This is a genomic window from Flagellimonas sp. L-11 (assembly GCF_056857735.1).
Map to the genome: position 1 here is coordinate 129,706 of NZ_JBSXNR010000068.1, position 25,823 is coordinate 155,528.

Consider the following 25,823-nt stretch of genomic DNA (forward strand, 5'->3'; position numbering starts at 1 on the left):
ATTGCTATATGAAAAAGATCAAAGGATATATTTGGCCTACCCTACTTGCTCTAGCGGTAGCCATCGGCATTTTTATAGGAGGGAAACTTCATTTTAATGATTCCCCGGAGAAATTGTTCTCCACCAATTCCAAGAAAGATAAACTCAATCGGCTCATCGACTATATCGACTACGAATATGTGGACGATGTGGATACCGATAGCATTGTGGATGTCACCGTGAACAATATCTTGGGCAAACTGGACCCACACTCCGTATACATTCCCAAAGATGAAATGAAGGAGGTGGCCGAAAGCATGAAAGGCGATTTTGCGGGTATCGGCGTGAGTTTCTACATGTATAGGGATACCATTACCGTGATAAGAACCATCAAAAATGGACCGAGTTACATCAGTGGAATAAAACCGGGCGACCGTATTTTGATGGCCGACACGGATACACTTTACGGCAGAAGAATAGCCAACGATGATGTGGTCTCTACCTTAAAGGGCAAGGTCGGTACAAAGGTGAATTTGAAGGTTTTTAGAAAAACCGAAAACAAAATAATGGACGTTCCCGTGGTTCGGGACCGTGTTCCTATCAGAAGTGTTGAAGCGTATTACATGCTCACCAACGAGATGGGTTATATCAAAATCAACCGTTTTGCCGAATCCACTTTTGATGAGTTCAAAGATGCGTTGAGAAAATTAAAACTAAGAGGTGCAGAGAAACTGACCTTGGATCTAAGGGATAATCCTGGTGGTTATTTGGGCATTGCCGAAAAATTGGCCGACGAGTTCTTGGAAGATGACAAATTGATTCTTTTCACTAAAAACAAGAAAGGGCGCATTAAAAAAGCATACGCCACCAAAAAAGGGGATTTTGAGAACAAACCGGTATATGTGCTTATTAATGAACGCTCTGCATCGGCCAGTGAAATTATTGCAGGAGCCTTACAGGATAATGACATAGGCACTATTGTAGGTAGGCGTTCCTTTGGAAAAGGCTTGGTGCAACGCGAAATGGACTTGGGCGATGGCTCAGCGGTTAGGCTGACCGTTTCCAGATACTACACCCCAACGGGACGTTCCATTCAAAAAACCTATAAAAACGGTAACCACGACTATTACAAAAGTTTTATGGAACGCTACACCAGTGGCGAACTTATATCTGCGGACAGTATTAAAGTGGCAGACTCATTAAAGTTTGTTACCCCAAAGGGCAAAGTGGTCTATGGAGGCGGGGGGATTATCCCCGATGTTTTTGTTCCGATAGGAAACAACCAAGAAGAGGCCATAGAGAGCATGGACGATACCTATCAGTTTTTTGCCCGTTTTGTTTTTGAACATTTGGAAAAGGACAGGACCATGTACGATGGTTATGACCAAAACCAATTCTTGGACGAATTCAAGGTAGATGATATCCTTTTCGATAACTTCATCCAATTTGTACTGGATAGAAAGGTAAAATTGGATTTCTATGCCCATGAGGAAAAGATAAAGGCGTATATAAAGGCCAATATTGCCGAACAATTGTTTTCGCCCAACCTATCTGCCCAGATCAAGGGGGATTTTGATTCCATGCTCAATAAGGTGAAAGCATTGGATAAAGCAAGGATAGATCAATCCCAAATTGGTGCTGTGGAAGAAAAACCTTGATTTAGGGTTTTTTTAGAAATTTTTCAATTGTTCTGTTGTGCCCCTTTTTGTTGCCAACGCACTATCTGGCCCCTCTTTCAAAGGTCAAATCGTTGACCTTTTCATCGGTCCTGCTATAATTTTGAACCGTGGCCGCGGCTATGCTTAAAAATTATGTCTCAAACTGCATCAAAAAAGGCCTATATCAATTCCAATCAAAAATTCCTGAACAGGCTCTTAGTCTTTTAGCTTTTTGTCTATCTTTTTGGAAGTAATAAAGATCAACATAAGCACTATGGCAGACAACGAGGCCACTATCCCAATCAAAGCAATGGTGCTATCGCCCTGAAGCGGGTTTTCAAAATCCACTAAGGTTACATTATAGGCAATAAGGCCCAACGCCAGTATAATTAAAACTATAGCAAAGGTCTTGTTCATATCAATGGTTTAAATATTGTGCGTAAGTAACTCGTTGATGTTGGTGGCAAAAAGCTTGACCGCAATGGCCATAAGGATTACACCGAATACCTTTCGGATAATATTGAGTCCGTTTTTGCCCAAAATACGTTCGATTCTTGCACTCGACTTAAGCACGATGTATACAAAGATAACGTTTATGATAATGGCGACGATAATGTTCTCCACGTGATATTCCGCCCTAAGGGACAGAATGGAGGTCAAGGTACCCGCACCTGCGATAAGCGGAAATGCAATAGGTACAATAGAGGCGGTTTCCGGCTCATCATCCTTGTAAAGCGATATGCCCAAGATCATTTCGATCGCCAAGAAAAATATGATAAAGGCACCGGCAACGGCAAAGGAATTTACATCGATCCCGATCAAAGAGAGAATACTTTCCCCAACAAACAAGAAGGCAACCATTATACATGTGGCCACAATGGAAGCCTTTTCCGACTGCACATGGCCAACCTTGCTCCTTAGGGATAAAATAATGGGGATACTTCCCAAAATATCGATTACGGCAAACAATACCATTCCAGCGGTGGCAATCTCCTTAAAATTAAAATTCATCGCATCATTTTTTTCGGACGGCAAATTTACGGGTAAAAAACACTTTTGGACTACATAAAATGTTTATAAATCATCAAATTTTCGGTTTTGAATTACCTTTGCCCAAAAAGTAAGCCCTTAGTATGTTCCAGATAGGAAAAACCATAGTATCCGAAGAGATATTGCAAAATGATTTTGTGTGCAACCTAAATGCTTGTAAAGGTGCTTGTTGCGTAGGAGGGGAATATGGAGCCCCCTTGGATGATTCCGAAACCGATAAACTCGTAAATATTTATCAAGATGTAAAACCATTTTTGCGCCCTGAAGGCATTGCCGCCATTGAGGAGCATGGTTCTTTTGTAAAAGGAGAGGATGGCGAATGGGAAACCCCACTGGTAAACAACAACGAGTGTGCCTACGTTATTTTTTCCGATAATGGCATGGCAAAATGTGGCCTCGAGGCCGCTTATGAGGCAGGTGCCACCAAGTGGAAAAAACCAATTTCGTGCTATTTGTACCCGGTAAGGACAAGGGAGTACTCCGAATTTACGGCGGTAAACTATCACAAATGGGAAATCTGCGACCCTGCCTGTGCCCTGGGCGAAGAATTAAAGGTTCCGATCTATAAGTTTGTAAAGGATGCCTTGATCCAAAAATTTGGGGAGGACTGGTACAGGGAATTGGAGGAAGTAGCAGCCGAAAACCTTAGATAGTAGGAATGTCCAGCACTACTTTGGTGCCGTTCGGGTCTCCGTTTTCATCGAACAGGTCCAAAATATCCACATCGAATTTGTTTTGATAATCCTTGGCAAAATTGGCCAATCGTTCCTTGGTAATGCGGATGCCCAAGGACTTTCTCTTTAGTACCCTGTTTTCTTTGTTCACTTCTGCCATGGTTCGGCCCACACCATTGTCCACTATTTCGATGGTTACGTGACCTTTGTCCTTGTGCTTTACATTGATCTGGATTTTCTTTTCGCCATCTTTTGGCGATAATCCATGCCACAAGGAGTTTTCCAAGAAGGGCTGGAGGGTCAAAGATGGAATTTTAATATTGTCTATATTGATATCTTTTTCCACTTCGATCTTAAAATCAATCTCGTTGGAAAACCTAATGTTTTCGATGTTCATATAAAGCTCCATGGTTCCGAGTTCCTCCGATAGCGGGATTTCCTTTTGGGATGACGCCTCAAGGATCTTCCGTACCAGTTTTGAAAACTTGTTTAGGTAATGGACGGCATTTTTTTGCTCGTTGTTTATAATGTAAAGCTTAATGGAGTTTAACGAATTGAACAAAAAGTGTGGGTTCATCTGGCTGCGGAGCATCTGTTGTTCCAAGGTCAGTACCCTTTTCTCGTTTTTACTTTGGTATTGGCGATAGAGAATATAGAGAATGGATAAAATCAGCCCAACAATTAGAGCGCTGACAAGAAGTGTTGTTTGGTTCTTTTTCAGTCTAAGGCGAACAATCTCATTTTCCTTGGCAAGTACGGCAATTTGGTTGTTCTTCTTGTCGTTTTCGTACTTAACAATAATATCGTTCATGTACCTTAAGTTGGTGGCACTGGAAATCTGCTTGTCGTATTGGTCGGCTTTTTTGTAATACTCGTAAGCCTTTTTAAAGTCGCCCTTGGTATTTTGGAGTTCCGACATTTTTTCATAGGCGTACAGAATGTTGCTGGGAATGTTTCGGTTTTGGGCCATTTGCAAACCTTCTTTAATAAAGTCCTCGGCCTCCATGTAATTGCCCAATTTTGTTTGTGCCCAACCTGTATTGATAAAAACCAGGGAGGTTATGGAAAAGTCGCCTATTCTTTTTGACTCTTCCTGTAGCGGCTCCAAAAGCACCAATGCCAAGTAGGGCATATCCTGTTTAAGATAGATTTGGGCCAAGCTGTTCTTGCATATCAAACGGCCAATATCGGAATCGATCTCTTCATTATAGGCCAGCGATTTTCTGTAGTTTTCCAGAGCACCTTCCAAATCTCCTTTTTCTTCAAGGCAATGCCCTATGTTTTGATGGTTGATGGCCAACCCCAGTTTATTGCCGAGTTCTTCTTCAAGTTTAAGGGCTCTCCGAAACTGTAGTATTGCCAAATCATACTGTTCCAAGGTTTGGTACAGGTTCCCTATGCCGTTCAGCGCAACATTGATGCTTCTTTTTATATGGTTCGAGGGGTCTTCGACCTGCTCTGCCAACTCCAGGGCCTTTTGGTTGTAGTCCAAGGCTGTTTTAATGGCATCGGTACGTCTGTACACAACTCCCAACATATTAAGGCTAAGGACCCTAAAATCGATGTTGTTGGCCTCCTCGGAGGCTACCAGTGCCTGTTCATGGAGGGCCACCGCCTTTTCATATTGGGAAATATTTCTGTATTTCATGCCCAATTGGTTCAGGGCATAGGCTCTACCTACCAAATAATTATACTCTTTGCTTAAATTGGCAAAATATCTCAACAACGAGGTATCCCTTTTTTCTGAATTCAATTCTTTGTCGAGAGCTTCATACGTTTTGGGCTGAAGTTGTACGAGTGTTTCGGCCTTATCCTTAAATTCTTTTGGGATTTCCTGGGCGGTCAAGGAACCAAAAAACGAAAACAATAATAGCACGAGCAAAGTAGTGCTTTGCGGTCGATATGGATTTTCGGAGTATTGGAGCTTTACGATAGGCACGGGGACATTGTGGGATTAAAGCATATCCAAAAAGTCGGATTTTTTTTGCCGGGAAACAGGAATTTTATGATTGGACTCCAAAACCACATAACCATCGGTTTTGAGGAACTCTTTTATTTTATTGAGATTGATAATGTACGAATTGTGTATTCTAAAGAAGCTGCTCTGGGGTAAAAGTGTGTTTACTTCTTTTAGTTTTTTGGTAAGTAGTATTTTTTGACCATCAGTCAAGAAAATGGTACTGTAGTTGCCATCCGATTCAGCATACAGGATGTCGTCACTGTTCAAGAAGACCAGTTTGCCATCGGTGTTGATGGTTATTTTTTTGTTCTGTGATTCTGCATTGAAGTTGAGCAGAATTTTCTCCAACCGATCAATGCTCAAGTTCTTGGAGTTGAACTTTTTTATCTTGGCAATGGTTTCTTCAAGATCATCGGAGTCAATGGGCTTTAAAAGATAATCGATGGCCTCATTCTTTAGGGCTTGCAGCGCATATTGGTTGTAGGCTGTAGTAATAACGACCGGGAAATTCTTGTTCTTTAGGTTTTTAATAAACTGAAACCCGTCCATGGCGGGCATCTCTATGTCCAAGAACAGGCAATCGGGCGTATTTTGCTCCAAATAATCCAAGGCCTCGCGGGCATCGGTAAAAGATGCAATAATATCCACCTCATCGCTCAAGTTGGTCAGTTCCCAACTTAAACTTTGCAGGGCTTTTATTTCGTCATCAACTATTACAGCTTCTAGCATAATACAGAATAGGTTATATCAAATTTAGAATTATTCTTCACATAGTGATAAAATTATGTGTTAATGGATATTTAGCACGTATAACTGGTATAAAAAGGCAAATCATGGGAAAAACCATCATTTTAGGTACACGATAAAAGAACAGTAAGAGGAAAACAAACTCAATCTGAAAACCCTATAAACCAATTATACATAAAAAGGGACAGTTTATACATAGACCGCATACTTGTGGGGTATTGTTATTTATATTCGGCTTGTCAAAAATTGAAAGACGGTTTATAATGTTTTGGAAATGAGAAAATGTGCAGTATTATTTCTGATTTTGATAATGGCTTTGATTTTTGCGGCGGTGTTGGATAAGAATGATGCCGGATTAAATTCTGGTTGGAACAAGGTAGTTGTAAAGAAATAAAATAAGCTTGTGACCAACAGTTGCTCTTAAAAATTTTGTATTACCAAATAATTGTACGGCCACAGCAACCAATCTCTTGATTGTATAAACCGCTTGCACAATTAATCTTCAATTAGGTCTAAATCTAAATTTGATTTTAGGTTTCGGGGGAACTACCTAGGACGGATATAGGTTTGTGAAGGACATGATTGAAGAGGCCGTACTCTTTGGTAATATTCGGCCCCATTGGCCGGTTCATCATAAAAGCGGGACCAAGTAAGTAAACAGTATTGCTTCTTGGTCTTTTTATTTGGTGTAAGCTTATTCCCGTCTTTCCGGGAATTTCGACTCTCAAACCAAGGTCTTCAACATTTTATGTTAAAAACTTTATCCCTATTTAGCTAAAGAGACCTTTAAAAATTCATTGCGTTTTTAAATCTTTGCCAACGCAAACTTCAAGTTTCAACTTTTTATGTGGTATCGGTTGCGATAACATTTAAGCTGATTTTGAATGATGCAAAAAGCTTACTGTACATTATAGCATCCCAAATTTATGCTCCCTGGTGTACATTGATTTGTGCTGAAAACAGTACATGTGATAGTGTTTATTGATTTAATACCTCGGACAGGTTCACCCCACATTAGAACGTTCCGAGGTATTTTTTTAAAGGAAGTATAAAAAAAAACCTCCAATTTGGAGGCTTTTGATTTTATGGTCCGGTAAACCTTAGAGTGACCATGCTTTGCCGCTGGTCAGGGTGTTGAGGTCTCCACAAGGAACATACTCGCCGGGTATTGGCAAATAGGCCAATACTTCTTCACCAATATATTCTGATGATTTATAGGCCCATGTGGCCAAATCCCTTAAATCGTTGGCAAACGAAAAACGGGCGATATCATCATCCAAGCTGGCTTGGCCTCCTTCCAAAATAGCCTCCATATAGTTCATGATGGCTTCGGAATGTGCCTCTTCTTCTTCCTCGGTGCGTTTTTTGAGATAGGTTTGCAATGCTGGTTCAATATCAGCAGGCTCAATGTCCATTAGGCTTTCCTTTCCGGAGTCTGCAAGGACCTTATCATAGAATTTGTTCATTTTCATGACTACAAAGTCTCTTTGGTCCAAAGGCATCACTTCATTCAGGTATGCATCTATAAAAACGTGCACGTTCATCTCGGTTGCTGACGGAGTATCCGTTTTGGGAAGGATTACGTCCAAGGTCTGCGCCATAGCGTATCCCTGTTCTTTATTTAGGAAACCGGGTGTCCATTCGGCGTAGGCCGGCCTGTTCTTGCAGCTCTGAAGCAAAGAGAACAATGTTGGTGTGGCCACTGCATAACCGAAGGCCAATCCCATATTTTTAAGTGCTGATCTTCTTTCCATTATATATTTCCTTTTTTAAGTTCTTGGGCAGCATGGTTGGCGGCCCGTGCAGTAAATGCCATGTAGGTCAACGATGGGTTGACGCAGCTTGCAGAGGTCATAAAGGCACCATCGGTTACATATACGTTCTTACATCCATGCACTTGGTTATGTCCATTTACCACGGATGTTTTTGGGTCACGGCCCATACGTGCTGTTCCCATTTCGTGTATCCCAAGTCCTAGAGCGTAAGGTCTATCGTAAGGAGTAATGTCCTTGGCTCCTGATTTTTCCAACATTTGGACGGCCTGATCCTGCATATCTTTACGCATGTTCAGTTCGTTTTGTCTGATTTCCGCATCAAAAGTAACGGTAGGTAGGCCCCACTGATCTTTTTTGTCGTAATCCAAGGTCATCTTATTGTCGTGGTATGGAAGAATTTCTCCAAAGGCAAGCATGTTCATGGTCCAACCTCCAGGGGTAAGCACGGCATCCTTATAGTCTTTACCAAAAGAAGCCTCGGCGATCATTTCTTCATAATTGCCCCTACTGGCACCTCCTTGGTAGCCATAGCCCCTAACAAAATCCTTCATGTTGGAATCCCCGCCGAGGTTCCTAAACCTTGGAATGTACGTGCCATTGGGTTTTCTTCCTTTATAATACTTGTCTTCGTATCCTTCAAATTTACCCGATGCGCCGACCAAGAAATGGTGGTCCATAATGTTGTGGCCCAATTCACCGGAATCGTTGCCCAAACCATTGGGGAACCTATCGGATTTGGACTGCATTAAAATAGAGGTTGATGCTACGGCAGAAGCGCAAAGGAAAATCACTTTGGCCTTGAACTCGAATTCCTCTTTGGTTTCCCTATCGATAACCTTAACCCCTGTAGCCTTTTTGGTATTAGGGTCATAAATTACTTCGTGAACAATGGAATCCGGTCTTAGCGTCATGTTTCCTGTTGCTTCGGCAGCTGGCAATGTAGAAGAAACACTGCTAAAGTATGCTCCGAAAGGACATCCTCTAATACAACGGTTTCTAAACTGACAACGAACACGGCCATCGCCTTCAAATTGCTTGTCGCTATTAATGTGTGCCACCCTACCGGCTGTAATTACACGGCCGTTAAAATGTTCTGCAACTTTATCCCTAACATGGTCTTCCACACAGTTCAGTTCCATCATGGGTTCGAACTTTCCATCTGGCAGCTGCGGCAAACCTAAATTTTCACCGGATACACCAATGTAGCTTTCCACTTTATCGTACCAAGGTGCTATGTCTTTGTAACGTACGGGCCAATCAACCGCAATACCTTCGTTTTTGTTGGCGGTAAAGTCGATGTCGCTCCAACGGTAACTGTGTCGTCCCCACATAATGGAACGTCCACCAACATGGTACCCGCGCATCCAGTCGAATCGCTTGGTTTCGTTGTATGGGTGGTCCAAATCATTTACAAACCAATGTTTGGATGCTGCTCCAGTTGTGTACCCTGTTCTGGATTGTTTCTCCTGTTTTTTAATGTCTTCTCGGGTTGCTGTTCCCGCATGGGGGAAATCCCAAGGATCCTTATCGGCTGTTGGGTAATCTTCACGGTGCTTTACCATGGGCCCACGTTCCAAGACCAAAGTTTTTAGGCCGTTTTCGCACAATTCCTTGGCAGCCCAACCACCGCTGATACCCGTACCTACCACGATGGCATCATAGGATTCCTGCTCCTGATTGTAATAAAATTTACTCATTTATTCGGATTGTTTATTTGCTAAATGTATTAATTATTAAATTAATTTTCTACATTTAATCCCTATGTTTATTGAGAATTCAGCACTATAACGTTGTAGTTTTTGGATTCCGAACGAAATTAACTAACGTAAAAATATGAACAGAAGTAATTTAGCACAGAAAAGTATTGTTACCTTGATTATGGTGGCATTTTTAGGATTTTATTCCTGTAAACAGAATTCAAAAAAGGAATCGGCCGAAGAAACTGCAACAGAAGTAGCCGTTGAAGAATCCAAACCGGATTTAAAACTTTCTTTGGCACAATGGTCCATCCATAAAATGATTCTTGAAGAGGGTGTAGACCCTTACACTTTTGCAGAAAAAGCAAGTGAATGGGGCTTTGAAGGTCTCGAATATGTAAGCGCCCTTTATTATAAGGAACTACAGGCCGCTAATTTTTCGGAAGAGGCCATGAACAACTGGGTGGAAAAAAGCAAGGCCGAAAGTGAAAAATATGGCTTAACGAATGTTTTGATCATGGTAGATGGTCAAGGGGATATAGCCGTTCCTGATGAGGCCGAAAGGACAAAAGCCGTTGAAAACCATTACAAGTGGGTGGATGCCGCCGCAGCTTTGGGCTGCAGTTCCATCCGTGTAAACCTGAACGGGAGCATGGATCCGGAAGTTTGGATGCCGGCCTCTGTTGCAGGGCTTACGCAATTGGCCACCTATGCCAAGGACAAAAACATCAATATTATTGTTGAAAACCACGGAGGACCATCTTCCAATGCACAACTATTGGCAGAGGTTATGGAAAAAGTGGGCATGGAAAATTGTGGGACATTGCCCGATTTTGGCAATTTCTGCATCAAAAGAGAAGCAGGCGATTACTATTCGTCCGAATGTTTGGAAGAATATGATCGTTATAAAGGAACAAAGGAGTTAATGCCCTACGCCAAGGGCGTTAGTGCCAAATCCTATAGTTTTGATGAGGAGGGGTATGAAACAAGGGTGGATTATCCAAGAATTATGGACATTGTCCTAGAGTCCGGATACGAAGGTTTTGTGGGGGTGGAATATGAAGGCTCCGAACTTAGTGAAGAAGAAGGGATTTTGGCAACCAAGGCACTTTTGGAAAAAGTATTGGAGTAGTCCAAATTAATATGAATGGGTAGATGAAGGGATTTTTGCAACAACTCTTCGATTACAATTTTTATTGTAACAAAAAAGTAATTCAACAATGCAGTGGTCTGGACCATGTTCCGGACAACTGCATTAGACTTTTTAGCCATATACTCAATGCGCACCATATCTGGAACCACCGCATGTTGGGAATCCCAACCGAATTTGGTGTTTGGGACGAGCACGAATTGAGTAAGTGGGAAGATATCCATTACCAAAACCAGCGCACTTCTTTTGAAATTGTTTCCAATACGGATACTTTTGAAAAACGGGTGGAGTACGAGAACAGTCAAGGAAGAAGTTTTTCCAATGAAATAAAGGATATCCTTTTTCATATTATTAACCATTCCACGCACCATCGTGGGCAAATTATGATGGAGTTGAGAAATTCTGGAATAGCGCCAGAACCTTTGGATTACGTACATTACAAACGATAACAAGCAACTAACTAACACTTTACATGAATATTAAAACCAAACTCCAACTGTCCTTTATGATGTTCCTCGAGTTTTTTATCTGGGGTGGTTGGTTTGTTACTTTGGGTACTTTTTTGGGCAACAATTTGGAGGCCACAGCGGGACAATCGTCAATGGCCTTTTCCACACAGTCATGGGGAGCTATCATTGCTCCGTTCATTATCGGATTGATTGCTGACAGATACTTTAATGCAGAACGAATTTTAGGGGTACTGCATTTAATAGGTGCCTTTTTAATGTACCAAATGTACCGGTCAACGGATTTTACGGCCTTTTACCCCTATGTGTTGGGATACATGATCTTGTACATGCCCACATTGGCATTGGTGAATTCAATTTCATTCAACCAAATGAAAGATCCTGCAAAAGAATTTTCGAACATCCGCGTGTTCGGGACCATCGGTTGGATTATTGCCGGTCTGGTCATTAGCTATCTTTTTGTTTGGGATTCGCCAGAAGCGTTGAAAGCGGGAATGCTCAAAAACACATTTTTAATGGCGGGCATTGCTTCTGCCGTGTTGGGCCTTTTCAGCTTTACATTGCCCAAAACACCTCCAACAGTAGACAAAAATGAAAAGGTGACCATTTCAGATATGTTGGGACTGGATGCGCTAAAACTTTTAATGGACAAAAACTTTTTGGTGTTCTTTATCTCATCCGTATTGATCTGTATACCATTGGCCTTTTATTATCAAAACGCCAACCCTTTTCTGGCGGAAATAGGGTTGCCCAATCCAACGGGGAAAATGGCCATCGGACAAATATCGGAAGCACTGTTTATTCTAGCGCTGCCCTTTTTCTTTACCAAGTTTGGATTTAAAAGGACGATTTTGATAGGCATGTTGGCCTGGACCGTTCGTTATTTGCTGTTCGCTTACGGTAATGCCGACGAACTATCATTTATGCTGATCATCGGAATTGCATTGCACGGTATTTGTTACGACTTTTTCTTTGTATCCGGACAGATTTATACCGATACCAAAGCAGGGGAAAAATACAAAAGTGCCGCACAAGGATTGATTACCTTGGCCACTTACGGTGTAGGAATGTTAATAGGGTTCTGGATCGCTGGGTTAATAACCGATTCGCTTACTTTGGAGGATGGAACTCACGCCTGGGACACCATTTGGATTTATCCGGCAGGGTTCGCAGCAGTAGTATTTATATTGTTTGCACTAATATTTAAAAACGAAAAAGTAGAATATAAATCTTAGATACAACCAAAAATCAACTAATACAAACATGAAAAACGTAAACAAAAATCAGCTATTTGTAGCGGCCTGTATATCGCTTGTCGTTACATCCATGACCTTTGCCATCAGGGCGGGTATTTTGACCCAACTCGGGGAAGAGTTTATGCTTTCCAATCAACAATTGGGTTGGATAAACAGTATGGGCTTTTTTGGATTCCCAATTGCAATGATCTTCGGTGGATTGCTCTACAATAAAATAGGGGCACGTAAACTCATGGTAACGGCATTTGTCTGCCACATGCTTGGATTGGTGCTCACTATCATGGCAGGAGGTTTCTGGACGCTAATTATATCCACCTTCTTTATTGGTTTTGCCAATGGTTCGGTCGAAGCGGCCTGTAACCCCATGATCGCCGATATGTTCACCAAGAACCGTACAGCTATGCTGAACAGGTTCCACGTATGGTTCCCCGGAGGAATTGTGATTGGCTCCCTTATCTCCAAGTTCATGACCGATTTTGGAATGGGATGGCAGTTGCAGATAGCAGTAATGCTGATACCAACACTTATCTACGGATACATGTTCTTTAAACAACAATTTCCGGAAAGCGAGCATATCGAAACCGATACCACAAAAAATATCAAAGGGCTGGCAGACCCATTGTTCATTTTTATAATGATCTGTATGACGCTCACCGCGATATCCGAATTTGGACCACAACAATGGGTAGAGCGTATATTGGGCAATTCAGGAGCAAGTCCAATGCTGGTGTTGGCCATGGTGACGGGTATTATGGCCATAGGTCGGTACTTTGCAGGCCCCATTGTACATAGGCTCAACCCCATAGGAGTGCTGGTGATGTCCGCTCTGGTCACCACTGCGGCGGTTTACAGCATGAGTGTTGCCGAAGGGTCGATGATTTATTTTGCTGCCATTCTTTTTGCCCTCGGAGTTTGTTATTTTTGGCCAACCATGATCGGGTTTACCTCGGAATACCTTCCAAAAACAGGAGCACTGGGAATGTCCTTGGTCGGAGGTGCAGGAATGTTCTCCACGGCCATTTGGCAGCCTGTAATCGGCGGATGGTTGGACAGCGCAAAGGAAACAGCCGTAGCCTCGGGCTTGACCGACCAGGTCGCAGAGTTGGCCGCAGGAAAGGCAACCTTGGGAAAAATGATGTTTTTTCCCCTGGCAGTATTGATTTTGTTTTTCATTTTGTTCCTTTTCAGAAAAAAGCTGGAAGAACGAAGAGTACCACAAGGTCATACCGCAGAAGAAGTAGTATAATTATCAAATAAAATAACAGAAAATGCCTAAAAAGATTAGACTTGGAATTCTTGGAGGAGGAGGGGATTCCCTTATCGGAGTTTTACACAGAGTAGCCTCTTTCATTAATGACAATTATGAAATTGTTGGGGCGGTATTCAACCCAGATTTGGAAGATAGCATAGCGTTTGCCAGGGAAATTGACATTCCTACCAACCGTGTCTACAAAGATTTTGATACGCTTGTTGAAGAAGAGATGAAGCTCCCGGAAGATGAACGTATTCAGGTATGCTCCATTCTTACGCCGAACTTTCTACATTACCCAATGGCCAAAAAATTATTGGACAATGGTTTTCATGTGATTTGTGAAAAACCGATGACCACTACCTACGAAGAAGCCAAAATTCTTCAGGAAACCCTAAAAAAGGCGGGAACTGTATTTGCCGTCACCCATACCTATACTGGGTATCCGATGGTGCGTCAAATGCGTGAGATGATCAAGGAAGGAGTCATTGGAAAAGTACATAAAGTTGATGCACAATATTATCAAGGTTGGATGAACCCTATCATCCATGACAAGGAAAAACGCGGAACAGTATGGAGGCTCGACCCGAAAAAAGCGGGAATCAGTTCTTGTATGGGGGATATAGGGGTGCATGCTTTCAATATGATTGAGTATACGACCGGCTTGCAGGTACAATCATTGCTGTGCGATTTTAATTATATGTACGATGACAATGTGATGGACATGGATGGTACGGCCCTTATCCGTATGGACAAAAACGTAAAAGGGGTCATTAGGGCAAGCCAAGTGGCCACAGGAGAGGAAAACAACCTCACCATTGCCATTTATGGTCAAAAGGGAGGCTTGAAATGGGAACAGGAAAACCCCAATTACCTCTACAAATTGAACGATCCAGAACCATTGCAGGTGTACAAACCAGGCCATGAATATAATTCTGACCTATCCTTGGATGGAACCAAATTACCTCCCGGACACCCCGAGGGTATTTTTGATTCCATGGCCAATATTTATTTGGGCGTGGCCAGGGCCATTCGCGGCGAAGAATACAATAGCGGAGAGTTCCCGACCATGTTGGATGGAGTTAGAGGCCTTAATTTTATTGAGAACACCGTAGCTTCCCACAAACAAGGAAATGTTTGGGTGGATATGGATTGATCTATAGACCCAAAAACAAGACATGATGGCTGCCCTATGGGCGGCCATCATTTTTTATAAAGCATCTCAAATTCCTCAAAAACCACGATCATACTCTCGGTAGGTTTGGTGCCTAGTTCGGAAAGTTCACGGGTGTAATGGTCCCAATGTGTTTTTTTCCAGTGTTCCAAACTTTTGTCCCCCTCGCCCTCCAGGCGGGCATGCTCTTCCCGAATACTAAAAAAGGGCAGTAGTTTAACAGTTGTGGTACGAATAACGCACTTGGCATTACCCTCCCAATCGGTAACCACGTAAAAACCTCCGATTTTGGGCAAAGCTTCATTGCGTAGTTGAATCCCTTTTAAAGAATGGGTGGTGGCCCTTTTGATTTCTTTGCAAACCAAATCGGCACACAAATCGGCATCTTTTTCATTATCACAAAAATGAATCACTTTGGGCGCATCTTCAGAAGCAAATTCCAAATGGGCATCCAAAAAGTCGCCCCACAGATTTCGGGCAGAAGCATTTTCCATAAGTAGTGTTTAAAAAAAACCCTAAGTTGTTTTAATTGTTAATGAATCCCTATATTTATGTCTTACTACATGAGACGTAAAATTAGCATAGTTTTTTTCTTAAATATAGAGGATAAATCCCAATTAAATTGGGATTTCCAAATTTCTTAAAATTAAATTCAATGAAAACAATTAAAGGACCAGCCGTGTTCTTGGCGCAATTTGTGGACAGTAAAGCTCCGTTCAATACCTTGGACGGCATGTGTAAATGGGCCTCGGATTTGGGGTACAAAGGAATTCAAATACCAACTTGGGAATCCTTCCTGATTGACTTGGACAAAGCGGCCGAAAGCCAAGATTATTGCGACGAGTTAAAAGGAAAAGTCAATTCGTACGGATTGGAGATCACGGAACTATCCACCCACTTGCAAGGGCAATTGGTAGCGGTGCATCCCGCTTACGATATTATGTTCGACAACTTTGCGCCCGAAGCATTGCACGGAAAACCAAAGGAACGTACCAAATGGGCCGTTGATACCGTAAAAAAGGCCGCCACCGCAAGCCGCAGGTTGGGACTTGACGTGCATGCCACATTTTCCGGGTCATTGCTTTGGCACACGGCCCACCCATGGCCACAACGACCAGCTGGCTTGGTAGAGATGGGCTTTGAGGAACTGGCGAACCGCTGGATGCCCATCCTAAACCATTTTGACGAAGAAGGTGTGGATGTGTGTTATGAAATCCACCCTGGGGAGGACCTGCACGATGGTGATACCTTTGAACGCTTTTTGGAAGCGACGGGCAATCACAAAAGAGTGAACATTCTGTACGATCCAAGCCATTTTGTATTGCAGCAATTGGATTACATTACCTATATCGATCATTACCACGAGTTCATCAAATCGTTCCACGTAAAGGATTCAGAATTTAACCCAACGGGCAAAAAAGGAGCCTTTGGCGGTTACAACGATTGGGGCGATAGAGCGGGGAGGTACCGTTCCTTGGGTGATGGCCAGATAGATTTTAAGACCATTTTCTCCAAATTGACCCAGTACGGTTGCGATGTTTGGGCCGTAATGGAGTGGGAATGCTGCATAAAAAGCCCGGAACAGGGTGCTCGTGAGGGGGCAAAATTTATACAAGATCACATTATAGAGGCGACCACAAAAACTTTTGACGATTTTGCAGGTGCCGAAACTGATAAAGAAAAACTTAAAAACATATTGGGATTATGAGAAAATCGATATTATTCGTAGCCCTTGCCATTGCTTTTGCATGTAAGGACAAATCAAAGGAAACTAAGGAAGAAGTTGAGGAAAAGGTGACCGAGATGGCTGAACAAAAGGAATCCGAGTGGATCACTTTGTTCGATGGAACCAGTTTTGACGGTTGGCACATGTACAACGGAGGAGGGGTAACAGAACCTTGGAAACTCGAAGATGGGGCCATGGTTTTTTATCCGCCAGAGGAGCGGCCCGAAGGTGCCAACTATAACTTGGTGACCGATGAAGAGTTTACCGATTTTGTGCTTACCATGGATTGGAAAATTGCCGAAGGCGGAAACAGCGGTTTCTTTTGGGGAGTGAAAGAAGGTGAAAAATACGGACAGCCTTACTTAACCGGACCGGAAATACAGGTTTTGGACGATGAAAGACATCCTGATGCACAAAATGGGGAAGACCGATTGGCAGGTTCTTTGTACGATATTATACCTCCATCGGAAAATGTGGTGAAGCCTGCAGGGGAATGGAATTCCGTGGAATTGATGATCAATCACAAAACCAACCAAGGCCATGTTGTTTTGAATGGGACCAAGATAGTTGAGTTTCCAGTGCAAGGCCCAGAATGGGATGAGCTGGTGGCCAATTCAAAATTTGCAGATTGGGAAGATTTTGCTGCATTCAAAACAGGCAAAATTGGATTACAAGATCATGGGGATGTGGTAGCCTATAGAAATATCAAAATAAAAGAACTTTAAAATGAATAGAATCAAGATTGCCCTTACGTTGATAACATTTTCAATGGGGCTGTTCACATTTGGGCAAGAAGTAGAACCGACTACACCAGAAGAAACCGAATTTTATAAACCCGTGCCACCAAAAGTGACCCCTGGTGAAGATGGGGCCCCGCCAAGTGATGCCATTGTCCTTTTTGATGGCACCTCCTTGGACAAGTGGATCAGTTCGGTGGACAGTACTGCCGCCAAATGGATATTGAACAAGGATGGTAGCATGACGGTGAACGATAGGACAGGGGATATTCAGACCAAGCAAAATTTTGGAAGTATCCAGCTTCATATCGAATGGAAATCACCCGCAGAGGTACAACGGGATGGTCAAAACAGAGGTAATAGTGGCGTATTTTTGAATGGACTGTATGAAGTGCAAGTGCTGGACAACAACGATAACGACACCTATGTCAACGGTCAAGTAGGCTCTATTTACAAACAACATGTGCCCTTGGCCATGGCGTCTGTACCCACCGGAGAATGGAACACCTACGATATGATTTACCATGCTCCCGAGTTTGAAAAGGGGCAAAAAGTGAAGTCTGGAACCTTAACGGTAATCCACAATGGTGTGTTGATCCAAGACCATGTGGAGATAAAGGGAACCACTCCTTACATTGGTTGGCCCAAAAACCCGCCACACGGCAAAGGGCCGCTTAGGCTTCAAGATCATGGCGACAACAGCAGGGTCAGTTATAGAAATATTTGGGTAAGGGAGCTGGATTAGCTCCCTTATTGCTATTTTATACTGATACAGAATCTCCAATAGCCAAAACCTATTTTGGTTACCTTTGGCAAAATTTATCATTTATATATGATTCAATCCATGACAGGCTATGGGAAGCATGTAGTTCAGCTTCCTTCCAAAAAAATCACCATTGAGCTCAAATCGCTCAACAGCAAGAGTTTGGACATCAATGCCAGACTTCCCCAATTCTACAGGGAAAAGGAGCTGGAATTGCGTAAAATGATCGCTGGTGCCTTGAACAGGGGCAAGGTAGACTTTAACCTTTATGTTGAAATTACGGGTGAGGAAACAACAGCAGAGGTCAACAAAGGTGTGGTAAAGAATTATATGGAACAATTGGCCGATATTGCCAAGGGCGACGATATAAAATTGATGGAAATGGCATTGCGCATGCCCGATACCCTCAAAACCGATAAGGACGATATTGACCAAGAGGAGTACAAGGCCATAATAGAAGCCATGGACGAAGCCCTTTCCAAAATTGTTGAGTTCCGAAATGAAGAAGGAAAGGTACTGGAGGAGGATTTTGTGGCCAGGTTGAAGAATTTAAACGAACTTTTGGAAGCCGTGAAAGCCATGGACCCCGAACGTTTGGGAACGGTAAGGGAGCGATTGGACAAAGCGGTGGCCGACCTTAAAGTGGAATTGGATGCCAATAGATTTGAACAGGAGCTGATCTATTATCTTGAGAAGTACGACATCACAGAAGAAAAGGTTCGCCTGGCGAACCACCTAAAATATTTTGAGACCACCTTAAATTCCGATGACTCCAATGGTAAAAAATTAGGTTTCATTTCCCAAGAAATAGGGAGAGAGATCAATACCATTGGTTCCAAGGCCAATTATGCGCCCATGCAACAATTGGTGGTACAGATGAAGGATGAACTGGAAAAAATAAAGGAACAAATGCTCAATGTGTTATGACAGAAGGCGGTAAACTTATCATTTTCTCGGCACCCTCAGGCAGTGGTAAAACCACGATTGTGAAGCATCTGTTGGATCAACCAGAACTGAACTTGGCGTTTTCCATATCGGCAACATCCCGCCCTCGAAGGGGAAAGGAAAAGAATGGGGTCAACTACTACTTTATGTCGGTTTCCCAATTTAAAAGGCACATAAAAGAGGGTGATTTTTTGGAGTGGGAAGAAGTATATCGCGATAATTTTTATGGCACGCTCAAAAGTGAAGTGGAGCGTTTGTGGGCAGAAGGGAAAAACGTCATTTTTGATATTGACGTGTCCGGCGGGCTGCGAATCAAAAAGAAGTTTCCCGATAAAACATTGGCCGTTTTTGTTAAGCCACCCAGTGTTGATGAACTCAAGATCAGGTTAAAGAAAAGAAGCACTGAAAGCGACGACAAAATAAACATGCGGATTGCCAAGGCATCCGTGGAGCTGGCCACAGCCCCTCAGTTTGATAAAATCATCAAGAACTACGACCTCGATGTAGCTCTTAATGAGGCCCATAGATTGGTCGCCGAATTTGTTGGGGCCGAGATGCCCCTTAAAGAAGATTAGAACATGAAAAAGGTAGGGCTCTTTTTTGGGACCTTCAACCCTATACACATAGGCCATTTGGTCTTGGCGAACCATCTGGTGGAGTTTTCCGATCTGGATGAGGTTTGGTTCGTGATTACCCCACAAAGCCCGTTTAAGGTGAAGCAATCCCTTTTGGATAATAACCACCGTTATCAAATGGTGTTCGAAGCGGTTCAGGATTACCCCAAGTTAAAACCCAGTAAAATAGAGTTTGATCTTCCCCAGCCCAATTATACCATCAATACCCTGGCCCATTTGGATGACAAATACGGAAAAGACCATCAATTTTCGCTGATTATGGGGGAGGACAATCTAAAAAGCTTCCATAAATGGAAGAACTACGGGGCTATTTTGGAACATTATTCCATTTATGTGTATCCTAGGGTCTCGGACGGTAAGATAGCGCATCAATTTAAGGGACATCCAAAAATTAGCATGGTGAATGCGCCTATCATGGAAATATCATCCACTTTTATCCGCAAAGCACACAAAGCAGGTAAAAATGTTCGTCCCATGCTCCCACATTCCGTTTGGAAATATATGGATGAGATGAATTTTTACAGATAGCGCTATTTTTTTGCGGTGGCCACCCCTACCATGCTATCTGCCGTTCCGTAGTATAGATACCAAACATTTTTGAAGAGAACCAAGCCTTCCAGAAAGGTAGTGCCATCTTTATATTGGCCTGATTTTTCAAAAGGCAATTCGGGTTTAATAAAAGGTTTCCCGGTACGGTCCAATAGCTTCCAAGGTTCTTGGGCATCAAAAAGGGCCTGCCCTCCTGTATAAATTCGATTTCCAAGTTCCTTTACTCCAATATTTTGTGAATTCCCTGCATTATAGAGTACCACAATACCATTATCCGTTAGTAGCGGAGGTGGACCTGCTTCCACTAGCCAAGAATCGAAATAACCGGGCCTAGGGCTTAAAACAGGCGCCAGTTTGCCTTCGTAGGTTTCCACGGGCTCCCAATCTATCATGTTGGTTGATGTGGCCAGCCAAATATGGGGCACACCATAGTACATCCAATATTTACCATCAATCTTTGCAGCAACCAGTTTACCATCCTTAAGTGCTGTTACAATGGCTCCCGATTTGGTTTCTTTTTCGTGATAAACACCATTTTTATAATCCTGAAAAACGGGTCCATGTTTTTCCCAATGCACTAGATCTTTTGAGGTGGCAACGGCTAGCTTGGGGACTTTACGGTTCCATTGTGTATAGGTTAGCACATAAAGCCCTTCTTCGGTCCCGACTATGCGTGGGTCTTCAATACCGCCTGGCCATTCATTGATTTTTTGATTGTCGTTTTTTGGGTAAAATACAGGTTCTGGCCATTTGTTGTAGGAAATACCATCCGCCGAAGTGGCCATTCCAATTCGCGAACGGTGCCCACCGATTTCTTTCTCCCCCAATTTTTCTTCGGCCCGGTATAGCACATAAATGGAATCGTTTTTAGCGATAGCTGCTGGGTTAAACGTGGCCATGGATTCCCAATGGACTATTTTTTGCGTTATGGGGTCTTTAAAGGCAGATGTACTATCTTTCTGTAAAATAGGCTGCGCATTTTTGGGGCGTTCAAATGGCCCCAACATCCAATCTTTTTCTTGGGTTTGGGAAAACAGGCCAGTGCATGTAAATAGAAGAATGCACAGTTGAAAATACGTTGTTCTCATCAAAATTAAATTTTTTCCAGGGTATCAGTGCCTAAATACTTATCACCCTTATTAAGGTACCATGCTCTTGTTTTGGGCATTTTTATCCCGTTGATTTCCTCTAATCCAGTCAAAAGGATGTATTCGCCATCATTTTTACTTTCTTCATGATAAAATTGATATACTTCCATGGCGTAAGTGGTTGGGTCAAAATAAAAATACCATGTATCGGTGCCTACTTCAGCATCGTAGGTAACTTTTAAAACCACATATTTTTTGTCCTTGAATGTCCTATTGTAAACTTTGGGGTCTACATGTGTGCCCGGGTCATTCAACTTCATGGGAAGTCCATAGAGGTAGGTGTAGTAATCTTTCATAAAGTTGCCACGTTCACAATTCAGTTGGAATTCTTCGGCCTCTTCTTCGGAAAAGTCTTCGCTTCCGTTCAGGGTGATTTCACAGGAACCCCTGTTAAATTCATAGGCGTAGGAATTGCCTTTTTGCCCAACGTTCAAGCTGAACCCTTGTTTGGGAAAGTCCACTCCAATGATGCTTGTGCGTTTTGGACGGCTCGGGGTTTCCATCACCACTTTAAAAGTGGTGTTTAGGTTTTCCCAATTGCCGTTGGGGTCGTGGAACGCAATGGCCTTTTCCAGAACTTCATCTGCAGAAAGGGATTGTGCATGACTTGGCGTACTGAACAATACATTTACCAATAAAAGAACAAAGCAATACCTTCTCATACCAAAAATTTAATAGTTGATATGAGAAAGGTACTATTTTATTTTATCTCTATTGTGGCAGGTTCAACAGAACTATCATGTTCACGGTAATACTGCTCCAAAAGATTCATCATGGCTGTGATCAAATCCCTTGTTTCGAGTAAAATGGAGAAGTATAGCGTAGTGTTTTTTGGGCTGGATTCCTCGGTTCTTGTCCTAGATACTTGGATGTCAATTTTTTGTGAAACCAAATCATAAAGCTCTTGTTTGGAGTCCAAAATGACACCTATCTGCTCAAAGGATCGTTCTTCGAATGCTTTTTGGGTACCATTAAAAATTTCTTCCAACTTATGGTCGATCTCCTTAAGTTCTTTTATTTGGTTATATTTTAATTTTTTGTGATTGTTGTTGACATGGTTGTAGCTAACCTTCCCAATATATTCCAGGGATTGTGACATGTCTGTTAAGTACCCCATGATATTGATGTAAAAATTACTGGCACCAATATGGGCTTCCTCCAGATTTTTGATAAAATAGAAGGTATGTTCCCTTAAATCTTCTATTTCCATTGCAAGTTTATTGCCTTGTTTCTTGTTCTTTTTTAAGGAGTCCAGTGCTTGTTTGGCAAGCCCGTTGATGGAGTTGGTATAGATTTTATTGCTCCGTTTAATTACATTGGCAATGTTGGCGGCGCTTTCTTCTATAACTCCTTGGATGGAGCTGCTCTCCGCTCTTCTTAAGCGATCTCCGACCTTTATTTCCTTTGATTTTTTGTTATAGGAAATATAGTTTCTTACCAAAAGGAGGATAGCGGCGAACAATAGTATGGAGATGGCTGCTCCTTTTCCAAAGCTTATGAGCGCCAAAATTACTCCAGAAGCCAAGAAAGCAATGATGGCGGTACTGAACCAGCCCGCAATCACATTGAGCACACCAGCCACACGGTATACGGCACTTTCTGCCCCCCATGCCCTATCGGCCAACGACGTGCCCATGGCCACCATAAAGGTTACATAAGTGGTGGAGAGCGGCAATTTGTACGATGTGGCAATCGAAATCAGTATGCCGGCAACCATCAAGTTTACGGATGCCCTGATCATATCAAAAGCAGGTAGTTGGAGTACTTTGTCCTTTGATAGGTTTACGGTAGGTTTTTCGAAACGCTTATCAATTTTATTCTGTATGGATTTTGGTACCGCTGTGGATGCCCAAGTGGACAAACCTATGGAGAACCTGACCAACCCCCTGGATATAAAATTGGGCTGAAACTTTTCATTGGCCTCACCCTCACGGGACAGGTTTATCTCGGTATCGGCCACGTACCTTGCTTTTTTGGACAACCAAAGCGTTGCCACCATAATCATTCCGGAAAGGAACAGCAGTATTGTTGGGGTTTCGACTTTAGTGGCCAAGATTCCCATACTAAATTCAGAGGCTGCGATTCCAGATCCAACCCATGCTTGGTACGATTGCCATGCCGCGATGGGCACACCGATAAAGTTAACAAGGTCGTTTCCGGCAAAGGCTAGGGCCAGGGCAAAAGTTCCCACTCCAATGATAACTTTGTACATATTGACCTTGGCAAACTGGATAAGTAAATAGGATAGGAGGGCCCAAAAGGCAAAGTTGATCAATGCAACTTTGTAAATTTCGGTCTCTAAAAAGTCTTTGATTGTAATACCGCCAATAAAACCATAGGTTTGATCGGCAAAAGGAGTTCCTTTTATACCTTTTAATAATATAAAATAGGATATTGCCGATAGCGCTATTCCAGCAAAAATGGCTCCGACCCACTTCGCTTTTTTCTGAAATTGATAGGATAACAACACCCTTGACACCCATTGTACAAAGGCACCAATGGTAAAGGCTATTACCACTGAGGACAGTATACCAATGATTATCTCTATGGCCTTTTCGGTGTTGATGTAATTGACAACATCGGAGAAACTGCCGTTTACATCCGCTATTTTTAATATGGCCATGGCAACGGCCGCACCCAAGAGGTTGAAAACTATGGAAACTGTGGTGGAGGTGGGCATTCCCAATGTGTTGAAGAAATCCAGCAACAGAATGTCCGTTATCATCACGGCCATAAAAATGAACATGATTTCGTCAAAGTAAAACTCACCAGGATTAAATATACCTTTCCTGGCAACTTCCATAAGCCCGCTTGAGAAAATGGCACCACATGCAATTCCCAAGCTGGCAACAATCATAATGGTCTTAAATGAAATGGCCTTGGAGCCTATGGCGGAATTAAGAAAGTTAACCGCATCATTACTTACACCAACAACAAGGTCTGCTATAGCTAAAATGCCCAAAGCGACCAGAATCAGAAAATAAATGTTGTCCATAATTAAAATTCAGAAAAATTTTTCAAATATCTAGAGAAATGACCTTTTATTAAGTTATGTTAAGGTTATTTTTTAAAAATGTACCTCTACTTGTAAACGATACATTAATGTATCAAATCCAGCACCTATATTTAAATAGCTTAAATCGCTTTGCACCTTTAACTTATGGCCCACAATGTATTTTGAGAGCCCTAAAGTGTATTGTGTTTCAGGTGTTTTTCCGGTTATGCCGTAATCCAATTTAATGTTGGTATATCTGGCAGATACTTCCCAATTGTTGTTAAACAGGTAACCCGATTGAAGATTGAGCCCCCTTCCCACTTGTACAACATCTCCTGTTTCGGTATTGTCCGAGTTTACGGCTATCGGGTTGTCCGCATCACGATTTGCATATTCGCCCATCAGGGAAAATCCATTGTACTTGAACATAAAATCCAAAAACAAGGTAGAGATGTTGGTTTGGTAAAGCCCGGTATCATTGAACATATAGCTTCCCATGTTACTTCGGGTTTTCACGGCATTGTTATTTAGGTCATAGGTGGCTGCAACCATTAATTTCGGGGCCGCTTCCCGGCTTAGGTCAGCTCCTTTATAATCCCCTTTGGCGGTGAACTTTCCAAAGGGCAATAACTCTAGTCTTGTGGTGTATTGATGCCCTCCTAAATTACCTTCGGTAACATTTCTTCCGTCGCCTTGGGATAGGGCGAATTTTTCGCGCACCAAGAATTTGTTGCCCAAATAAAAATGATGCCTGAGCTGAAAGCCCATATCCCTGTCAATAGTAAACCTCCTGTTTAATAGGGACCGATCTACTTGCTGAAGGTTTCCTGATGAGATGACCCTTTCAATATTACCGGGCAACTTTGTTTGTCCGAACCAAAGCTCAAAGTTTTGGTAAAAATTCCACATTACAACGGCATCCAAAATGTATCGAGGTGTGTTTCTTGTGAATTCCGAGCCTCCAGAAAGATCCCTATTGGAAAGGCCAAGCTCTATTTTGTACTTGAGTTTTGGGGAATAGGCAAAACCATCAAATTTTAAACGGGCCCGCCTTACCAAAAAGTTCTGTTCTGGGCTGGCAAATTTATTTTCGCCATTGTCTGTCCAAGTAAAATTGGATAATATTTGCATTCTTGTTCCCACCTTCATGGACCAAGTACTATCCTGACCAATGATGTTGAGCAAGCCTTTGCCAAACTTTGTAGAGGATATCTCCTGGGAATAAGAAAAATGTGCGCATGTAAATAGAAAGAAGAAGCCTATTAAGGCTAACTTTTTGGTATTCATAACGGTACTAGTTTTTGTCGCTGCAAATTACCGTATGCAATGTTAAGTTAACATTTCCTCTATGTTATTTTAAGGATGTTATTTTTAATAAAATGGCTACCTTTTAAAAGGTAGCCATTGGATTTCTGAGAATAGTCGACAAAAACTAATATCCGCTAAAGAAATCCTTGTCAAAATTGAACTATCCAAATTTCTTTACTGT

The 25,823-nt window shown here is 42.3% G+C and carries 24 protein-coding genes; 13 read left to right on the forward strand and 11 right to left on the reverse strand.

Annotated features, from left to right (window positions below):
* Window positions 1–8: 8 nt before the first annotated feature.
* Window positions 9–1,637 carry a S41 family peptidase gene (locus tag AC13CC_RS12675; RefSeq protein WP_482878068.1) on the forward strand — a complete coding sequence of 543 codons (1,629 nt, stop codon included), beginning with the start codon at window positions 9–11 and terminating at the stop codon, window positions 1,635–1,637.
* 216 nt (window positions 1,638–1,853) lie between these two features.
* Here the strand turns inward: AC13CC_RS12675 and AC13CC_RS12680 are convergent, their stop codons facing one another.
* Together AC13CC_RS12680 and AC13CC_RS12685 are read right to left on the reverse strand one after the other, a co-directional pair.
* Window positions 1,854–2,054 carry a hypothetical protein gene (locus AC13CC_RS12680; protein WP_482878069.1) on the reverse strand — a complete coding sequence of 67 codons (201 nt, stop codon included), beginning with the start codon at window positions 2,052–2,054 and terminating at the stop codon, window positions 1,854–1,856.
* A gap of 9 nt (window positions 2,055–2,063) precedes the next feature.
* On the reverse strand, window positions 2,064–2,648 hold the full coding sequence (locus AC13CC_RS12685) for a MarC family protein (protein WP_326276793.1): 585 nt from the start codon (window positions 2,646–2,648) through the stop codon (window positions 2,064–2,066).
* 122 nt (window positions 2,649–2,770) lie between these two features.
* Here AC13CC_RS12685 and AC13CC_RS12690 point away from each other — a divergent pair, with 122 nt between their 5' ends.
* A complete protein-coding gene (locus tag AC13CC_RS12690) occupies window positions 2,771–3,340 on the forward strand; it encodes a DUF3109 family protein (protein ID WP_326276794.1) in 570 nt (189 codons plus the stop codon).
* Here AC13CC_RS12690 and AC13CC_RS12695 read toward each other — a convergent pair.
* The 4 genes from AC13CC_RS12695 to AC13CC_RS12710 all read right to left on the reverse strand — a co-directional run bounded on the left by AC13CC_RS12695 (window position 3,333) and on the right by AC13CC_RS12710 (window position 9,540).
* The gene (locus tag AC13CC_RS12695; protein WP_482878070.1) at window positions 3,333–5,300 is read right to left on the reverse strand and encodes a tetratricopeptide repeat-containing sensor histidine kinase; all 1,968 of its coding nucleotides are present in this window, start codon (window positions 5,298–5,300) and stop codon (window positions 3,333–3,335) included. The genes AC13CC_RS12690 and AC13CC_RS12695 overlap by 8 nt on opposite strands.
* 15 nt (window positions 5,301–5,315) lie before the next feature.
* Complete coding sequence (locus AC13CC_RS12700; protein ID WP_482878071.1) at window positions 5,316–6,050, reverse strand: LytR/AlgR family response regulator transcription factor; 735 nt, start codon at window positions 6,048–6,050, stop codon at window positions 5,316–5,318.
* Between the two features lie 1,118 nt (window positions 6,051–7,168).
* Entirely contained in the window at window positions 7,169–7,822 is a 654-nt protein-coding gene (locus AC13CC_RS12705; RefSeq protein WP_482878072.1) for a gluconate 2-dehydrogenase subunit 3 family protein, read from the reverse strand.
* Window positions 7,822–9,540: a GMC family oxidoreductase gene (locus AC13CC_RS12710; RefSeq protein WP_326276798.1), complete on the reverse strand. Its 1,719-nt coding sequence runs from the start codon at window positions 9,538–9,540 to the stop codon at window positions 7,822–7,824. Before AC13CC_RS12710 ends, AC13CC_RS12705 begins: the two co-directional genes overlap by 1 nt.
* Before the next feature lie 136 nt (window positions 9,541–9,676).
* Here AC13CC_RS12710 and AC13CC_RS12715 point away from each other — a divergent pair, with 136 nt between their 5' ends.
* Genes AC13CC_RS12715 through AC13CC_RS12735 form a run of 5 tightly spaced genes read left to right on the forward strand, consistent with a single transcriptional unit; the run spans window position 9,677 to window position 14,818 of the window.
* Complete coding sequence (locus AC13CC_RS12715; RefSeq protein ID WP_482878073.1) at window positions 9,677–10,672, forward strand: sugar phosphate isomerase/epimerase family protein; 996 nt, start codon at window positions 9,677–9,679, stop codon at window positions 10,670–10,672.
* Between the two features lie 23 nt (window positions 10,673–10,695).
* Entirely contained in the window at window positions 10,696–11,139 is a 444-nt protein-coding gene (locus AC13CC_RS12720; protein ID WP_482878074.1) for a DinB family protein, read from the forward strand.
* A gap of 23 nt (window positions 11,140–11,162) precedes the next feature.
* Window positions 11,163–12,392 (forward strand): nucleoside permease, encoded by a 1,230-nt coding sequence (locus AC13CC_RS12725; RefSeq protein WP_482878075.1) that lies wholly within the window; start codon window positions 11,163–11,165, stop codon window positions 12,390–12,392.
* A gap of 28 nt (window positions 12,393–12,420) precedes the next feature.
* A complete protein-coding gene (locus tag AC13CC_RS12730) occupies window positions 12,421–13,659 on the forward strand; it encodes an MFS transporter (RefSeq protein ID WP_482878076.1) in 1,239 nt (412 codons plus the stop codon).
* Between the two features lie 22 nt (window positions 13,660–13,681).
* Window positions 13,682–14,818, forward strand: a complete 1,137-nt coding sequence (locus AC13CC_RS12735) for a Gfo/Idh/MocA family protein (RefSeq protein ID WP_482878077.1) — start codon at window positions 13,682–13,684, stop codon at window positions 14,816–14,818.
* Between the two features lie 47 nt (window positions 14,819–14,865).
* Here AC13CC_RS12735 and AC13CC_RS12740 read toward each other — a convergent pair whose 3' ends face one another.
* Window positions 14,866–15,330 carry an ASCH domain-containing protein gene (locus AC13CC_RS12740; RefSeq protein WP_482878078.1) on the reverse strand — a complete coding sequence of 155 codons (465 nt, stop codon included), beginning with the start codon at window positions 15,328–15,330 and terminating at the stop codon, window positions 14,866–14,868.
* A 161-nt stretch (window positions 15,331–15,491) separates the two neighbouring features.
* Between AC13CC_RS12740 and AC13CC_RS12745 the strand changes: the two genes are divergently transcribed.
* From AC13CC_RS12745 to nadD, 6 genes are all read left to right on the forward strand, one after another.
* On the forward strand, window positions 15,492–16,544 hold the full coding sequence (locus tag AC13CC_RS12745; protein ID WP_326276803.1) for a sugar phosphate isomerase/epimerase family protein: 1,053 nt from the start codon (window positions 15,492–15,494) through the stop codon (window positions 16,542–16,544).
* The gene (locus AC13CC_RS12750; protein WP_482878079.1) at window positions 16,541–17,287 is read left to right on the forward strand and encodes a 3-keto-disaccharide hydrolase; all 747 of its coding nucleotides are present in this window, start codon (window positions 16,541–16,543) and stop codon (window positions 17,285–17,287) included. Before AC13CC_RS12745 ends, AC13CC_RS12750 begins: the two co-directional genes overlap by 4 nt.
* A gap of 43 nt (window positions 17,288–17,330) precedes the next feature.
* Complete coding sequence (locus AC13CC_RS12755; RefSeq protein WP_326277121.1) at window positions 17,331–18,044, forward strand: 3-keto-disaccharide hydrolase; 714 nt, start codon at window positions 17,331–17,333, stop codon at window positions 18,042–18,044.
* A gap of 87 nt (window positions 18,045–18,131) precedes the next feature.
* On the forward strand, window positions 18,132–18,989 hold the full coding sequence (locus tag AC13CC_RS12760; protein ID WP_326276805.1) for a YicC/YloC family endoribonuclease: 858 nt from the start codon (window positions 18,132–18,134) through the stop codon (window positions 18,987–18,989).
* Window positions 18,986–19,582 carry a guanylate kinase gene (gene gmk / locus AC13CC_RS12765; protein ID WP_326276806.1) on the forward strand — a complete coding sequence of 199 codons (597 nt, stop codon included), beginning with the start codon at window positions 18,986–18,988 and terminating at the stop codon, window positions 19,580–19,582. The genes AC13CC_RS12760 and gmk overlap by 4 nt, the downstream gene beginning before the upstream one ends.
* 3 nt (window positions 19,583–19,585) lie before the next feature.
* Window positions 19,586–20,170 (forward strand): nicotinate (nicotinamide) nucleotide adenylyltransferase, encoded by a 585-nt coding sequence (gene nadD / locus AC13CC_RS12770; RefSeq protein WP_326276807.1) that lies wholly within the window; start codon window positions 19,586–19,588, stop codon window positions 20,168–20,170.
* A gap of 2 nt (window positions 20,171–20,172) precedes the next feature.
* On the opposite strand, the gene AC13CC_RS12775 is transcribed toward nadD, so the two are convergent.
* The 4 genes from AC13CC_RS12775 to AC13CC_RS12790 form a co-directional block, all read right to left on the reverse strand.
* A complete protein-coding gene (locus tag AC13CC_RS12775; protein ID WP_482878080.1) occupies window positions 20,173–21,279 on the reverse strand; it encodes a glycoside hydrolase family 130 protein in 1,107 nt (368 codons plus the stop codon).
* A gap of 5 nt (window positions 21,280–21,284) precedes the next feature.
* On the reverse strand, window positions 21,285–22,001 hold the full coding sequence (locus AC13CC_RS12780; RefSeq protein ID WP_482878081.1) for a DUF6503 family protein: 717 nt from the start codon (window positions 21,999–22,001) through the stop codon (window positions 21,285–21,287).
* Between the two features lie 38 nt (window positions 22,002–22,039).
* On the reverse strand, window positions 22,040–24,334 hold the full coding sequence (locus AC13CC_RS12785) for an inorganic phosphate transporter (protein WP_482878082.1): 2,295 nt from the start codon (window positions 24,332–24,334) through the stop codon (window positions 22,040–22,042).
* A gap of 72 nt (window positions 24,335–24,406) precedes the next feature.
* Entirely contained in the window at window positions 24,407–25,621 is a 1,215-nt protein-coding gene (locus AC13CC_RS12790; RefSeq protein ID WP_482878083.1) for a porin, read from the reverse strand.
* Between the last annotated feature and the right edge of the window lie 202 nt (window positions 25,622–25,823).